A 15,225-nucleotide genomic window follows, 5' to 3' on the forward strand; every position below is an offset into this window, starting at 1 on the left:
CCAACCCAACCCGACGACATCGGAGGCATTCATTGGCATCAAAGCCGAATAGGCGTTACTGACTCACGCTCCTAGAGAGATCGCTCGAGAACTTGGACGTTCCACGAAATTCATTAAGAAGGCCCTGCGGATGAGATACCGGTGGGAAACGCTGCCTAACGAGCGTGACCGGACCACACCGCTCGTCGACGCGGCGTGGCATTGACGGGGACATGTGGCCAGAATGCTGAGAACGGCCTTCGAGCGTCGTACTTTCCCGGCTTGACCGACGTCCGGCGGATATTCCGTGCTTCGGTATTTGCTATCCCTTGCAGGCGAAGACTTCTCCCTGTGCCCTCGCGAAGTATCAGCCATTCTTTGCTTTCGCGGAAGCGCAGTCGTCGCCGCCGGTGAGTCCGTTCGCGCCCCGCAATGCAATGCGCCGATCCTCGCGCGACCACATGTCAACCCTCCAAGGTCAATCCTTCGGGGATGATTTTGCGGGATTGCGATAGATCATCGGTGTTCCTACTGCGAAGCAAACGATGCAGGCGATCACCAGGCCTGTCACGAGATAGGTCTCTGGCGCACGTTCATATGTCGAGACCAAAGTTATACCTGCCGCAATCAACGCGCTGAGTATACCGGTGAGAATAAGGCTGCCACCGACGAGTGCCCAGTTGTTGCGTTTTGCAGCTCTTGGGGTCTGGCTGCCCGGTGAGGAGCCATTTTTACGCGCCACGCGATCGTGCTCGCGTTCGGCGGTCAGGTAGGCCATCGGTGACGGATTCGGGGTGAAATTGCCCTCTGATGGGGTGCCGACAATGACCATGAAATCGTCAAATCGATCCAACCTGCGAAGGTACATATTCGGGACTGCACTCAACGTGGAATGATCGGCCAAACGAATGTATTGCGCTGCCAGCGATCCAGCGCGGCGCATCAATACTGCACCAAAGAACATCGATCCCAGTATGACGGGAAAGAAGATCGCTGCGCCAACGACTAGCGACCACGCAGCGTATTCCGGAGGAGCTTTGAGCAGCCGGGCGACTAAAAAGCCGATCACAATTACAAGTATTCCTGCAGCAGGAACCACGTATGCAATAGGAATGGCCCGGCGCCGTGCTCTCGTCGCTTCCGGTCCAATCCGGTCGATCCAACCCTGACTCTCGTCATTATGTCTAGTCATCTGCTGCCTTGGCTACTAGTCGGTGAAGATAGTGATCAGCGATGCCTGCTGTCTAGCAGCGAGCGCTGATTCCTAGGACTGCTGCCGTATCCTTTCCATCGGTGTCTCATTCGTCATGGTCGGATCCCTTGATAGATGGATCGAGTCATTGCGTACATGCGCGGCTACTGAGAAGACGAAGCGTGCATTCAGAGGACCGCTTTAGAGTCGTTCAGGCGAGCGCCCCCAGTTCGCCTTCATACCTGATGTTACGACCCGTCAGAGATCCGCTGGATAGTCACCCGAAACCTCGTCGCCCCACGCACACACGTCGCCGAGGCTGCGTCCGCATGAGAAGACGAGGACTCCCTCTCCGTTCCGCGACACGAAAGACACCGGCGGGGAAGCGAGGATCGCGTCCCTGAGCCGCACGTTACTTAACAACGCTTGATCGTGACGGGTGTAAACGTTCGTGCGCCAGTTGGCAACCACTTTGAACCGGCATGCCGATCAGCCCAGTGGCAGCATTTTGTATTTCGAGCGTTGACGCACCTGTATCCTCCATCCTGAACGCAAACAGGCCGGCCCTGAAATTGAGATTCAGAGCCGGCTTTATTTGTATCCCCACATCAGCACCTCTTGCCGAGGTGGCCTCAGGCGGGGGGCTTTTTTGTCGTCCCGACCCCTTCGCGGGGCGGGACCCGGGTCTGTCAGCGCACCGAGGTGCGCTCGTAGAGGGCCATCGACCAGACGTAGCCGGCGACCGAGAGCAGGGCGCACCATCCGATCGCGAGCATCGGGTTCCAGCCGAGCGGGGTGCCGAGCAGGAGACCGCGGACGGTCTCGATGAACGACGTAAACGGCTGGTACTGCGCAAACGACTGCATCCATTCCGGCATCGAGCCCGTCGGCACGAAGCCGCTGCCCAGGAGCGGAAGGATCGTCAGGATCATCGGCAGGTTACTGGCGGTCTCGACGGTTTTCGACTGCATGCCCATGGCGACTCCGAGCCAGCTGACCGCGAACGAGACGAGCACGGTGAGTCCGGCGACGGCGAACCACTCTGCGACTCCCGCCGTCGGCCGGAATCCGACGAGGAGGCCGACTCCGAGCACGAGGGCGACGGCGATGATCGCCTGGATCGTGTTGCCGACGACGTGCCCGGCGAGGACTGCAGCGCGCGAGATCGACATTGTGCGGAACCGTGCCGTGATGCCCTCGGTCATGTCCATCGCGACGGTGATCGAGGCGCCGCTCGCGGTCCCTGCAATGGTGATCACGAGGATGCCCGGCATGACGTATGCGAGGTAGGCGTCGCGGCCGCTCGCGGGATCGACGCCGGGCAGTCCTGCCCCGAGCGTGCCGCCGAACACGAAGACGAGGAGCAGCAGAATCACCACGGGCCCGAGGATGGTGAACATCGACAGGCCGGGATACCGAACCATGTGCAGCAGGTTGCGACGCAGCATGGTGATCGCGTCGGCGACGGTATGCGATGGCCGGCGGCCGCGTGGTGTTGCCTGACGCCGGGCCGTGAGGGTGGTCATGATTCGGTTCCCTTCGTGTCGACCCGGCCCGGCCGATCCTTCGTGCCGGTGAGGGCGAAGAACACGTCGTCGAGATCCGGGGTGTGGATGCTGAGGTCGTCGACCTCGACGCCGGCGGCATCGAGGCGATCCAGGATGCCGCGCAGCGCGCCGACCGTACCGTCGCCCGGCACCGTGAGCGCGAGTCCCGCCTCATCGCGAGCGGACTCACCGAACAGGCGCGAGGCAGCGTCGAGCGCCGCGCTATCCGGGAGACGCAGCCGGATGTGCCCGCCTGGCACGAGGCGCTTGAGCTCGTCCGGCGTTCCCTCCGCGACGATCCGGCCGCCGTCGAGCACCGCAATGCGGTCCGCGAGTTCGTCCGCTTCCGCCAGTTGCTGGGTGGTGAGCAGCACCGTCGTCCCCTGCGCGACGAGGTCGCGCACGATGTCCCAGACGGTGTGGCGACTCCTCGGGTCCAGCCCGGAGGTGGGCTCGTCGAGGAAGATCACGCTCGGGGCCTGGACGAGCGTCATCGCGAGGTCGAGACGGCGGCGCATCCCGCCGGAATAGGTCGCGAGCGGCTTGCGGGCCGCCTCGACGAGGTCGAACTGCTCGAGCAGTTCGGTCACCCTGGCCTTCGATCGTTTCGCGCCGAGGTGACGCAGCCTGGCCATCAGCTGGAGGTTCTCCTCGCCGGTGAGCAGGCCGTCGACCGCCGAGAACTGGCCGGTGACGCCGATCGCGGCGCGCACGCCGTCGTGGTCGCGCAGGACGTCGCATCCGTTCACGAAAGCCGTGCCGCCGTCCGGTCGCACGAGCGTGGACAGGATGTGCACGGTTGTCGTCTTCCCTGCGCCGTTCGGGCCGAGCAACGCTGTGACGGTGCCCGCGGCAACGGAGAGGTCGACGTCGTCGAGTACGACCCGTCCGCCGTAGGACTTGCACAGTCCGTGGACGTCGATCGCTGAGCTGGTCATGGTCTTCCCTTCTCGTGATGTCTTCTGGTGGTGGGGATCTCGGACGGCACGGTCATCGGGCGCGCCGGATGCTGATGTCGCTGTGCTGGGTGCGGGCACGGACCGAGACGGTCGGCTCCGAAGCGTCGGGAGCGCGGTCGCCCGCCAGTTCGTTGCGCACCCTCCCGTCTTTCGAGGAGAGGTCGAGCCAGGCGGGCACGCCGGACCGGACGCCGATGGTGACCTGGCCGTAGCCGCTCTCGACCTGGATGGAACCGCTCGAGACCTCGTGCACGTGGATGCTGCCATATGCGGTCTTCGCCGTGACGGAGGCGAGCGCCTGTGTCACGTCGAGGTCGCCGTAGGAGAGTTTCGCGTCGAGATCGCCACAGGCCTCCCCGACCATGATGCTGCCGTGGGACGCCTTGAGGATCGCGTCACCGGCAATGGTGCCGACCCGGATCTGGCCGTGGTCGGCCGTGACCTCGATTCCACCCCCGACGGTCGCAACGGTCGCGTTGCCGTGCGCCGCGCGCAGCCACAGGTCGCCGGTGGCGTCGAGGTCGACGGGTCCGGTTGAGGACTTGATGCGGGTGTTGCCCAGGCGCCCGACGGTCCGCACGCCGCCGACACTGATCTCTGCGGTCAGCCGCGACCCCGCGGGGAGCTCGACCGTCACGTCGACGGACTCCGTCGGGCCGATGACGCTGAAGCGGGGCTTCGGACCGGTCACGGTCAGTCGCCGGCCGTCGAAGTCGACCGTCGTCTCCTCCGCGCCGCGGCGGTCGACGGCCTTTGCCGGGTTGGTCGCCGACACCGTTACGACGGTCTCCGTGCGGTCGCCGGCGAAGACGTCGATCATGCCGACCGGCAGGTTGATGGCGAGGTCGATCGGGGTGGGTGTTGGGTAGCTGGGCATGCTGGCGCCTCCCTTTCTGTGGGCTGGAGCAGTTCTTGGAACGGGTGTCCGGCCCCGACATGCGGGCCGGTGGATGCCGGGGCGGGGCCGGTCAGCGCGCCCAGCCTGCGAAGTTGTCGCCGGTGCGGAGCGTGCGCTGGGCGGAGCGTCGTTGCCTGGGCTGGACTTCCGCAGCGATCGCCCGGACGAGCCAGGTGTTGACGGACAGCCCGTCGGCCGCGGCCGCCTCATCCACCCGCGCTTTGAGGGCATCGGGCAGGCGCAGCGTCGTGCGCGAGGTGCTCGCATCGTCGAGGTCGACGGGTGTGGCCGGCCGCTCGTCGGCGTCCGACTCCGGGTTCGGCTGGGTCACCACGAACTCGATCTCGCGGCCACGGAGTCGCAGGTCGACCGAACCGGGCGCGAGCTCACGGGTGATCTCCCCGACCGCCGCCGACAGGACGTCGAGGAGCACAAGCCTGGCCGCGGCATCCAGCCCGGCGGCGAGCCGTTCGGCGGCGGCGCGGGTGTCCTCCGCGCCGTTCGCCGCGGTCTCCGCCAGCTGGAGTTGCAGGTCGGTGACGTACTGTCCGAGTTCCATGTCACCATGGTGACACCATCGTGGTGTCATGTCAAGCGATTATGGTGTCACGCGGTCAGCTGGGTCGTGACGGGGCGGGAAGTCAGTCCTCGCCCCGGCGGGCGATGACGCCGATGAGGCGTTCGAGGGCGAAAACGGGATCCCGTTCGGCGCCCTTGACCGCGGCATCCGCTTCAGCGAGGGCGACGATGCAGCGTCCGAGTCCCTCGTCGGTCCAGCCGCGCAGGTCGCGCTGGGCGCGTTCGACCTGCCAGGGCGCCAGGCCGAGCTGGCCGGCGAGCTGGCCCGATCCGCCACGGGCGCCGTAGACCTTGGCCATCGTGCGGATCTTCATGGCGAACGCCGCGACGACGGGGACCGGGTCTGCACCGGAGGTGAGCGCGTGACGCAGGATGACAAGGGCGTCGCCGTACTTGCCCGCGATCGCGGCGTCGGCGACCTTGAACGCATTCGCCTCGACACGGCCGCCGTAGTACCGGTCGACCGTGGTTTCGGTGATCTCGGCCGTGGAGTCGGCGATGAGCTGCTGGCACGCCGCGGAGAGTTCGGCGAGGTCTCCGGAGAACGCAGCCACGAGGGCGCGCAGGGCACTGCCGCTCACCCGTTTGCCTGCCGTGCGGAATTCGGCCGCGGCGAAGTCGTGCCGGTCGGTGTCCTTCTTGAGTTCCGCGCAGACGATCTCGATGCCGCCGCCGAGACCGGACCGGATGGTGTCGAGGAGTTTTTTTCCGCGCACGCCACCGGCGTGGCGGAGCACGACATAGGTGTCGTCCGCGGGGTTCTCCAGGTAGTCGAGGGCTTCGGCGAGGAAGGTGTCGCTGCACTTCTCGACGTTCGCAACCCGGATCAGGCGTGGTTCGCCGAAGAGCGACGGGCTCGCCATCGTGAGCAGCTCACCTGGCGCGTAGCTGTCGGCGAGCACGTCGCTGATCTCGAGGCTCGGGTCCTCGAGCTTGAGGAAGTCCCGCAGCTGCCGGATGGCCCGTTCGGCGAGGAAGGTCTCTGTGCCGGAGACGAGCACGATCGGGGCGGGACGGACCTCGTGCCAGGCGAGTTGCGGGATCGCGACGGCCTTGCCGGTGCGGGCGGTCTTGGCGGGTGCTGCGCTGCGGACGGCCACGCGAGTCCTCTCCCCTGGGCCTGCTCACGGGCGGGCTCAGGGTTTCCAGCCTAACCGGCACCGGGGACACTGAGCCTCGACACGACACCGGTTTCAGCCGCCCTTCTCCGTCCAGACCGTGAGGGCTCCTCCCCCGGCGGCGGCCGGTGCAACGACCGAGAGCCCCTGCCGGTCGGTGCGCACGGCGAGGGTGCCGACCGAGCGGAGCATGTCGAGCAGGGAGGCCGTCGGGTGCCCGTAGCCGTTGTCGGCACCGACGGAGATGAGTCCTACGGTTGCGTGCAACTCGGCGTAGAACTGTGGGCTCTGGTCCCGGCTGCCGTGGTGGGCGACCTTCGCCATGCACCGCAAAAGGCACCGTTTCCGCTCACCTTGTCGACACGACGCGTCGCGCGTCGACGACATCGACGCGTAGCGTCTTTATGACCCGCGACACGTCGTGCTCGCCGTCAGATGCGACGCGTCAGCGCCGGCCATTAATGACAAGAGAACCCCGCCCGACCTGAAGGTCGAGTGGGGTGTTCTTCCTACTATCTGGGTCGTTATGGGGCATCCCGTTCTCTGCGGTAATAGACGCAAGTCCAGTAGCCTCAAGCTATGAAGTCCTTTGAGTCCCTTGGATCTGGTATCCGAAGCATGAAGCGCAGACCCATCGAGCTGTTCTTCATGTTGCTTAGCGGCGGCGCTCTCCTGAGCGGGATGATCATTTCGTTTCTCGGAGGGCAGGCGTTGGCCCAGAGCACCGCTACTCCCGTGCCCCAGGATAACGGTTCTCTCATTGCAGGAATGAGTTCACAGATGTGGGCTGACCTCGGCGGTCAAATGATGATGTTCGGAGCCCTAGTAGCGCTCGGTCTGGGCTTCTACATATCGTGGCACCAGAGTGCTCAGGGTCGGGCCAGGCGCACTAAGTCGTAGCCGCGATGGCTGAGGCAACAGTTAAGTGAGTATTGGATGCATTCCTATAGCATGGGCGCATGTCGGTCACTCTCGATGCCCCTAGCTTGAGGGCCAAGTCACGCGCCCGTTTTGGCAGGTTTGATCCAGTAATCGCGCTGACTATTGCTGCTTTCGCATGGGCGGTCATCCCCGGATTTCTCCAATTGCAGCTTGGGATACGCCCTGGGGACACGCTGGGCTCGGCTAGCGTGACCACTCCTCTTTCGACGTTGTCGAAGGACCTTCTCCTGTACGTGGTCTATGGGCTGTCGGCGATCGCGGTCTTGGGAAGCGTCATCAGGCGAACAAGGTCCGGCGCATGGCTGCTCGTTTATCTTGCCCCCTGGCTGGCGCTGGCAATCGCGTCCTTCGCAGCAACGCGATCCTTCACGATTACGAGCCTCATCTATCTCGCCATTGGTCTAGCCGTACTCGACCATGCCGACAAGATTCGTATCCTCAGGGTCGTGGGCGTACTGACCGCCTGGGTGTCAGTTCTGAGTATCTTGATGACCCTAACGACGTCGCAGGCCTTCACGAGTCAGGCGCTTGTGCCGGACTCGAAAGCGATCATTGGGAGCACTCTGCTCAACGGGCCGTTTTATCACCCGAATACTCTTGGAACGGTTCTCGCCCTTGGCTTTCCTTTTGCATTCTTGATCAAACGCACCGGCTGGCGACGACTCAGCTTGGTCGTCATCGCCTTCGCTCTAGTCTGGACGGCATCCAGAACATCCATCCTGGCTGTCGCGGTCGGTCTTGCCGCTGCGGGACTCTGGGTAGCAATCCGCCGCCTGGGCGACGGAAGCAGGCTCCTCCTTGGTCTACCTCAACTACTCGTCTACGTGGCCGTCATCCCCGTGGGTGTTTTCCTCGTTGCGACCTCAAACGCCAAGTCCTTCTCAGCCCGAGGGATTATCTGGGAAGAGAGCCTGGCACTCTGGAAATCCAGACCTTTTCTGGGGTGGGGATCAGACATCTACATCAGCATTTCGGAGACCAGGTCCGCGATCGCCGGCCTCGCGTTCCATGGCCATAACATGTGGGTAAACACCCTGACGGTGGCCGGAATTGTTGGCGCCGCCGCCCTTGCCCTCGTCTACATATCTATCTTGGTGAAGTCTTGGCGTTTCGGAAATATAAAACCAACGACCACTTCCCTCACGCTCGCTATGTGGCCAATCGTCTTTATCTGTCTTGGGTGGCTGGAAGTCCCGACGACATTCTTCACGTTCGGCTATACCTCTTGGGCGGCATGGGTGCCCCTCGCGGTGGTACTTGCGATTCCGGCTGACCGGTATGCCCGCTCAAAGAACACCATTCCGGCTTTGAGCGGGCATACCGGGGACGAGGATCACCGGGCATCTGGCGAACTCAGTACGACAGTCAACTAGGCCACGAGTCCATAACGACTCAGGTTCTGGATGCCTGCCTGGTCGAAGCAGTAGGTCCCGCCACCACCGATCGTTATCTGCACCTGCACATAGACCGTTCCGGCCGGGATGACGACGGGCGGCGTCATGAAGACGCCCTGTCGATCGTCGAGGGTGTGGTTCCCATACCCGGCGACTCCGGGCACCCAATAGAGGTCGTCAGCCCGGGCGAGCACGGCGAACCCGCTACTCAGGCATTGGACCGAGAACGACAGGCCAGCCTGAGTCAGGGTCGCCGGCGCCTGATCGAGCGCGGTCGCCTTCGCCGCAACGGAGGCTGCGATGGTGTCACCTACCGCCCAAGATCCGCCCCGGGTGTTCGAGTTGGTGAGGGTCATTGACGTGGCAACGCCAGGCGATGACGGGGCCAGCATGAGCTGTTGCCAGGTGCGCGCCGCAGGAGACTGGGTAGCAATGTCACTTCGAGACGCCTTGGAGTAGGCCACCGTTCCGCTATTGGTAGGGGCGGAGCCAGTCCATCCAGTAGGGGCTGCACCCACGCCTGCCCCCGAGAACTGCCCGTAGAGCAGTGCATTGGTGGTGTCCGCCTCGTCGGAGAAGATTTCGGCCGGTGCGCTAATCCCGGCCGCGCGCACGGCGGCAACGAGGGTCTTCCCCATGACGTAGGCGCCGATCGCGGCGGGGTGGATGCCGTCGTTAGTCTGCACGAGGAATCCGGAGCCGGCGTAGTTGCCGTTGATCGGGTTGACGAGCGACGCGAAGTAGTCGACGATTACGACGTTCCGCCGGGTATGGCCCTGCATCCGTATCCACGCGTTCAGGCGGCGGTGCTGCATAGCACCGGTCGCCGTCAGGCTGTTCTGTGGGGGGATCGTTCCGAGGAGGACGCGGAGACCGGCGCTTTCGAAATAGCCGAGCAGGTAGTCGATATTGGCGATCGTGACCGAGATGTCGATGCCGTTGTTCACGTCATTCGTGCCCATGAGGACGTGTACCCAGCCGGGCCGGACGTTCACAATGTCGTTGAGGCGGTTCAGCATGGGTGTCGTCTTCTCGCCACTCACGCCGAAATTCCCGAGGAACGTGAAGGCATGACCGATCAGGAACTGCGCCCACGTCCAGAATCCGATGTCCTTATAAGTCGTCGGGTTGACTGCGTGGCGGCCACCGTTGAAGGTGATCGAGTCGCCGAAGAGTGCCAGACCGTTCGGTACGGTGCGCGAGCGGTGAACGTGCCGCAGGACTGCCGCATTTGTCATGCCGCTCACGAGGACAGCACCCCGTCCAGAGTGAGAATGAGACCGGGGACGGTCGCGTATCCAGTGATGAAGTCGCCCGGGGCGAGAACGTGTGAGCGCACAATATCGATGTCAGGGACGCCTGCGAACGCATCCGGGCGCGACAGGTTGCCACCGAGCACACGGTTCGCGGCACCTCCCGTGCTGCCTGCGTGCACGACCGACAGGAAGACGTTTCCTGCGTTGTTCGTCGGGTTAGACACGACGAGCCCGCTCAACTGCGCGGTCTTGCCGGTGGGCGGCGTCCAGAGGCCGGGTGCTGCGGTGGCCTCGACGAAAGCTGATGACGTCGGGAGAGCGCCAGCGGGGGTGACAGAGCCAGTATCTACCCACGAGGTCGCCGGGGCGGCAACGGTCGCCATGAGCAGTTCACTACCACTGGTGCGCCCGTATACCTTGTAACTCGTCGCACCGGGCACTGGCAGCCAATAGAGGGTGACCATGCCTGTCGTGCTGGTCGTTGTGGCAGTGATAGTGGCGGCGGCAAGAGTCTCCGAAGTGCCGATGAGCGCGGATACCCGGTAGCCGTAGGTCCCTGCCGCAAGCGTCCCCCCTGACGTTGCCGTGATCGGAAATCCCTGAACGGATGGTGACGCCGCGAGCACGCAAGGGAGGGCGACGGCCGCGAGGTTCGTCGGCGTGAGACTCGAAACGAGAATAAGGTCAGTAGCGGTCATTGGTTAGTTCCTCCTGAGGGCGATCGACATTGCGACCGATACAGCTATGGGCGATCCTGCCCCGGTCTTTGGTGCATAGGTGGCGGCGAGTTCAGTCCGGCTTGGTACTGAGGCAGCGGCGGTAACCGCTGCGGCACGCGCCGTCTCGGCGGCTGCCGCACGACTCGCTGCCGTTGTTGCTGCCGAGCTGGCTGCGCCGGCCGCAGTCGTCGCCGCAACCGCCGCCGTGCTGGCCGCACCGGCCGCAGTGCCGGCCGTGCCGGCCGCGGTAGCAGCCGAGGCCGCTGCCGAACCGGCAGCGCTCGCGCTTGCCGCGACATCGGTCAGGGTTGCATCCCATGCTGCCTGCGTGGTCGGCGTGATGGTCAATGTCCCTGGATCAACGTCAACGAGTGCGTCATACCGAATTGGATCGGCGTCTACGGGCACGGCCTTGAAGAACTCGTGCACGCCTGCTACGCCCTGCACAATGATGTGCCACGCCTGGCCGAGTGCTGTCGGCGACAGCGGCGCAGCGGCCAGCCCGTCGACGAGCTCCACCGAAAAACGCTCGAGCGTGCGGGTACCCGTCACGCTCTGTTCGACGACGACGAGAGAGCACTCGACGAACCCGCTTGCGGGCACGTCGACGCCAGTCGGCGACGGGTTCGAGAAACGAAAGATGATGTCTGTCAAGGTTCAGCTCCTACTGTGAGAGCCGCCCCGGCCAGCGTGACCGGGGCGGCGGAAAAGGTAGTTAGGCGCTGTGCCGAGGTGCGGCCGCGTAGACAGGATTCCGCGCAACGCCGAGCAGCCACCCGAACCACGAGTACTTGCGTTCGAGCCACACGACCCCGAGGTAATACAGGGACGCCGACAGCGCACTCGCCGAGGCGATCGCCCCCTCAGCGATACTCGGGTCGAGGTGCACGTTCACCGACACGAGCAGACCAACGATCCACCCGACGATGATCGGAATGAGCGATCGAATGATCGCGATGAAGAAATTCGACAAGATATGTCCTTTCAGATGTGCGAATGCCCGGCCCGAATAGGCCGAGTCAGTATGCGTGGGCGGCGATTTCGAGGAACAGCGCGCCCATGTGCACGAGCGCTGCGATGATCGGCAAGGCGATCGCCACGAGCACGCACACGACGAGATACACGCCGCAGATGATGGCGATCGCCAGGCGACTCACGGGCGTTCGAGGCCCAGCGCGAACCCGGCCCACGAGAACGGGCCGAGGTCGCTGTCGACGCCGCCCGTGTAGCTGCCGAACTTCTCGGCGTAGACCTGCACGTAATGGCAGGTCATCGGGCCGGGGATGCCGTCAAGGTCGCCCGTGTACCCGACATTGCGCAGCGTCAACTGCATAGCCGCGATCGTCAACGGCCCCCACACGCCGTCGATCAGGCCGTGGTACCGGCCACGGTTCGCGAGCGCCTGCTGAATCCGGCGCTGCACGTCCTGGCTCGGAAGGTTGAACGCCCACCCGGCGCCGGACGACGACGGCGCCACGTTCGCGACGACAGCGGCCGGCGCTGCGACTGCGGCCGGGGCCGCGGAGTAGTCGAACGCGTTGTCGCGCCAGGCGTTGACATCGGTTGCGACGCCGCCGATCACGGCGCCGCCCGTCTGGTGTCCGTCGACGCGATCCATCGGAATGCGGCCGAGCAAGTCGAACGCGAATGGCGAGTACGAATACGCGGCAATGATGAACGAGCAGCCGGTCGCGAGCGTCTGCGACCAATCGTTCGAACGTGCGTCGGCGAGGCCCAGATAGGCCTTGACCTGCCGCCCGCTGACCCCGAGGCGTGCCTGCACCTGGCGAACCCACGCGGCAACCGCGGCATCGTCGTACCGGCGCGCGCCGTCGAGAGATTCGTTGTCGAGCACGGCGAAATCGCTGGCTGTCCATCCGGCGATGTTGTCGACGAAATAGTTCGCCGCGTCGACGGCATCCCGGCCAGCGTTCGGCACCCAGTAGTGCCCGGCGCGCATCCCCGCCGCGCGAACCGACCGGAGTTCGGCGAGGTAGTACGGCGCGATGTAGCGGCCCACGTTGTCACCGCCGAGCTTGACGTAACAAGACTCGTATCCCTGCGATCGAGCGAGGCCGAAACTCAGCCCCCGCTGACTCGTCGCCGCGTCAATTCCATTACTCATCTTGTGTGCCCTTCATATGTTCTGTGAGTGTTCGATTCGTTCGTGAGAGCGACGTTTTCAGCGACGCATTCTGTCGTTTGACGTGCGCCATGTCCTCGGTCAGTACCGCGACCGCTTTCTCGGTGCGCGTCGCGATGTCCTTCACTGATTTGCCCGAGTTCGCGTCCAGCTCGTGCTTGATGAATGCGAGGTCGTCGGGCAGCGTCGCGAGCGTTTCCGTCAAGGTGACGAACCGCCCGAGGATGCGCACGACCTTGCGGAACGTCGGCCAGCCCTTCCAGATAGCGACAACCGCTGTCGTCGTGGCGCCGACCCAACCGGCGACGGGGACGAGCTGCGTGACTAACGTGTAAATGTCTGGCAATTCGTCGCCCCCTAGACCTGTCTGAGCCCGTATTTACCGACCATGCCGCCCTCAACTTCGAGCGAAATCGTCAGTTCTATTGAGGTGATCCGCGCCACGATGTCGGGTAGCCGGCCACGCGCATCGTGCAACGTCACCGGGTCGCCGAGCTGCCACCGAGGATCGGCCGGCACGGTCACGTCGTCGACCTGAGCACGCGGATATGAGGTCGCTGCGAGGATCGCGTCGGCGAATGCCTCGACCTGAGTCGGGTTCTGCCGCCACACGCTGTCGCCCAGCGGTAGCACCCGCTCGCCCCACGCTGCGATCGAGGCCGAGTTCGAGCGGTCTACGAGCACATCGCCCAATGCCCCGGCAGGGAACGAGTAACCGTTCACCCACAGCGCGGGAGCGCCTGCCGCTCGATCGAATGGCACGGTCACGTACCCGCCGCTCGCCGTCCAGTCATTCGGCCAGGCCGTGTAAACGGTGCCGCCTGAGTTGTTCTGAAACGTGACGCGCCACGCCGTCTGACTGGCCGGGGCAATCGTCGCTGAGACATCCGGCCCCGTGTACCGGGTACTGCCGTACGCATCCGTGCACAATGCCATGCCGACCGCCGACCCCCACGCGCCACTAGGCGCGGTGACGACCGAAACGCGGTGCGTCGTTGGCAGATACGGGACCGAACCCGTGAGCAGCACCGACGACGTGCCAGGCGGCACCGTGTACACCTGATCGGCGAGCACGCTCGGAATCGCGATCGTCGACGGCGAGTCCGCACCGACGCCGGAAAACACGCCGATTGGTCGTTTCACCGTCGCCGTGGCCCTCGACAGAATGCCGTCGATGCTCGCTGTCGTGGCTAGTTCCTCGACCAAATCGAGGCCCCACGTTGCGACAGGGGTTGTCGCCGCGGCGAGGTCGGCACGGCTCTTGAAAAAGAACCGCCCCGACTCGCTGAAACCGACCATGCCGAGTTCCGCCTGCGCGATTTCCTGCAACACAGACCATGCGTCGCGACCGTCAACGTTCGGCGTCGCGCTTAGGTCAAGCGCGCCGATGCTCAGGTCGGCCTGAGCAACGAACGCCATAACGGCGCTCGTCGGTGCCGCCAGCGTGCCCGCTACGTTGTAGAAGTTGATGCCCTGCACGCGACCGGCGTCGACCAAGAGTTGATTGATGGGGCCGGGGTTCGGCGTGTAGGTCGATCCCCACGGTGTCGTGCTGGACGCGTTGAGTGTGCCGTCGATCCACAGTTTCGTGTTGATTCCGAAATCGAACTCAAAACAGATGTGATGCCAGCCCGTCGACAGTGTGCTCGACGTGAGCACGTTCAAGCTCCCCCCGAACCCCTTTCGCACCCAGACCTGCGCGGTGTTCGACGCGATCGTGCACCAGATCAGGGAGCCGTCGACCATCTGCAATGCGATAAATGCCGGGGAATCGGCGCCCGTATGCCGGAACCAGAATTCGACTTGAGAGGTGTTCAGGTTGGCGAAATTACATGGCTTGCTCAGCAGCCCTTTGAGCGTTTCGGCCGTGTCAATGGGCGCCATGCCGAACCGGCCCGTTTCGAGCCACACGTCGGGCGTGGGCGCCCCCTGCGGTACGGTCCAGCCGATGTCAGCGAGCCAACCGCCAACACCCGGGATGGAGAGCACGCACGAGGCACGGGGCGGCGGCGTCATCCGAATACCGTTGCTGTGCAGAATGTTCGTGATGACGGCCTGCGTGTTCGTGCGATGCACCGAGGGCACACCGAGCGTCGTTCTGTTCGCGTACGACCCGTACGGCGGCAGCTTGACGGCCGCCGTCAACCGGCCCGCCGAGTCGCGGCCGTCAATCTCGGCCGAATGCGACGCCTCATGCGCGCCGAGCTGCGAAACACGACCAGTGAACACAGGGACGGTGAGCCCGTCGTATCCAACCTCGACGGTGATCGGCGTATTGAGCCAGGCGAGCCGGTCAGCCCCCACGAGCGGATTCGGCGCGCCTGCGATTCGATTGTCGCCCCGGAGCTCAACGGTGGCAGAGAGCCCGCCGACGATATTCGTCGCCGACGCCGGAAGTTCTCCCGACAGGATTCGAGTCACCTTGACTGATGACCCGAACCCCGTCTCGTCCGTCGCGTCGTACGTCAAGCCGCCGCCGACGAGTGTTGAAGCGGTCAA

Annotated in this window: 17 protein-coding genes; 2 read left to right on the forward strand and 15 right to left on the reverse strand. The window is 64.4% G+C overall.

The features are described from left to right. Positions 1-457 precede the first annotated feature (457 nt). The 7 genes from QN357_RS01355 to QN357_RS01385 all read right to left on the reverse strand — a co-directional run bounded on the left by QN357_RS01355 (position 458) and on the right by QN357_RS01385 (position 6,596). Positions 458-1,048: a hypothetical protein gene (locus QN357_RS01355; RefSeq protein WP_322140793.1), complete on the reverse strand. Its 591-nt coding sequence runs from the start codon at positions 1,046-1,048 to the stop codon at positions 458-460. An 812-nt stretch (positions 1,049-1,860) separates the two neighbouring features. Continuing rightward, positions 1,861-2,697, reverse strand: a complete 837-nt coding sequence (locus QN357_RS01360; protein WP_134446063.1) for an ABC transporter permease — start codon at positions 2,695-2,697, stop codon at positions 1,861-1,863. After that, complete coding sequence (locus QN357_RS01365; RefSeq protein WP_134446064.1) at positions 2,694-3,656, reverse strand: ATP-binding cassette domain-containing protein; 963 nt, start codon at positions 3,654-3,656, stop codon at positions 2,694-2,696. The genes QN357_RS01360 and QN357_RS01365 overlap by 4 nt, the downstream gene beginning before the upstream one ends. Before the next feature lie 52 nt (positions 3,657-3,708). Next, positions 3,709-4,554, reverse strand: a complete 846-nt coding sequence (locus tag QN357_RS01370) for a DUF4097 family beta strand repeat-containing protein (RefSeq protein WP_134446065.1) — start codon at positions 4,552-4,554, stop codon at positions 3,709-3,711. A 91-nt stretch (positions 4,555-4,645) separates the two neighbouring features. Beyond that, the gene (locus QN357_RS01375) at positions 4,646-5,134 is read right to left on the reverse strand and encodes a toxin-antitoxin system HicB family antitoxin (protein WP_323504296.1); all 489 of its coding nucleotides are present in this window, start codon (positions 5,132-5,134) and stop codon (positions 4,646-4,648) included. 82 nt (positions 5,135-5,216) lie between these two features. Beyond that, entirely contained in the window at positions 5,217-6,254 is a 1,038-nt protein-coding gene (gene holA / locus QN357_RS01380) for a DNA polymerase III subunit delta (protein ID WP_323504297.1), read from the reverse strand. A gap of 93 nt (positions 6,255-6,347) precedes the next feature. After that, positions 6,348-6,596 carry a hypothetical protein gene (locus tag QN357_RS01385; RefSeq protein ID WP_323504298.1) on the reverse strand — a complete coding sequence of 83 codons (249 nt, stop codon included), beginning with the start codon at positions 6,594-6,596 and terminating at the stop codon, positions 6,348-6,350. A 255-nt stretch (positions 6,597-6,851) separates the two neighbouring features. On the opposite strand from QN357_RS01385, the gene QN357_RS01390 reads away from it, so the two are divergent. After that, a complete protein-coding gene (locus QN357_RS01390) occupies positions 6,852-7,172 on the forward strand; it encodes a hypothetical protein (protein WP_323504299.1) in 321 nt (106 codons plus the stop codon). 59 nt (positions 7,173-7,231) lie between these two features. Further along, positions 7,232-8,587 carry an O-antigen ligase family protein gene (locus QN357_RS01395; protein ID WP_323504300.1) on the forward strand — a complete coding sequence of 452 codons (1,356 nt, stop codon included), beginning with the start codon at positions 7,232-7,234 and terminating at the stop codon, positions 8,585-8,587. Here the strand turns inward: QN357_RS01395 and QN357_RS01400 are convergent. From QN357_RS01400 to QN357_RS01435, 8 genes are all read right to left on the reverse strand, one after another. Beyond that, positions 8,584-9,846: an SGNH/GDSL hydrolase family protein gene (locus QN357_RS01400; RefSeq protein ID WP_323504301.1), complete on the reverse strand. Its 1,263-nt coding sequence runs from the start codon at positions 9,844-9,846 to the stop codon at positions 8,584-8,586. The two genes, QN357_RS01395 and QN357_RS01400, sit on opposite strands and share 4 nt — an antisense overlap. A gap of 5 nt (positions 9,847-9,851) precedes the next feature. After that, the gene (locus QN357_RS01405) at positions 9,852-10,562 is read right to left on the reverse strand and encodes a hypothetical protein (protein ID WP_323504302.1); all 711 of its coding nucleotides are present in this window, start codon (positions 10,560-10,562) and stop codon (positions 9,852-9,854) included. Positions 10,563-10,565: 3 nt separating this feature from the next. Then, entirely contained in the window at positions 10,566-11,237 is a 672-nt protein-coding gene (locus QN357_RS01410) for a hypothetical protein (protein ID WP_323504303.1), read from the reverse strand. Between the two features lie 61 nt (positions 11,238-11,298). After that, positions 11,299-11,556 (reverse strand): hypothetical protein, encoded by a 258-nt coding sequence (locus QN357_RS01415; RefSeq protein WP_323504304.1) that lies wholly within the window; start codon positions 11,554-11,556, stop codon positions 11,299-11,301. A gap of 46 nt (positions 11,557-11,602) precedes the next feature. Then, positions 11,603-11,740, reverse strand: coding sequence for a hypothetical protein (locus QN357_RS01420; RefSeq protein WP_323504305.1), 138 nt, complete (start codon positions 11,738-11,740; stop codon positions 11,603-11,605). Continuing rightward, positions 11,737-12,708 (reverse strand): GH25 family lysozyme, encoded by a 972-nt coding sequence (locus QN357_RS01425; protein ID WP_323504306.1) that lies wholly within the window; start codon positions 12,706-12,708, stop codon positions 11,737-11,739. The genes QN357_RS01420 and QN357_RS01425 overlap by 4 nt, the downstream gene beginning before the upstream one ends. Next, entirely contained in the window at positions 12,701-13,072 is a 372-nt protein-coding gene (locus QN357_RS01430; protein WP_323504307.1) for a hypothetical protein, read from the reverse strand. Before QN357_RS01430 ends, QN357_RS01425 begins: the two co-directional genes overlap by 8 nt. A gap of 11 nt (positions 13,073-13,083) precedes the next feature. Continuing rightward, on the reverse strand, positions 13,084-15,225 hold the full coding sequence (locus QN357_RS01435) for a hypothetical protein (protein WP_323504308.1): 2,142 nt from the start codon (positions 15,223-15,225) through the stop codon (positions 13,084-13,086).

Source organism: Cryobacterium sp. RTC2.1 (genome assembly GCF_035018685.1).
Lineage (GTDB): Bacteria > Actinomycetota > Actinomycetes > Actinomycetales > Microbacteriaceae > Cryobacterium > Cryobacterium glucosi.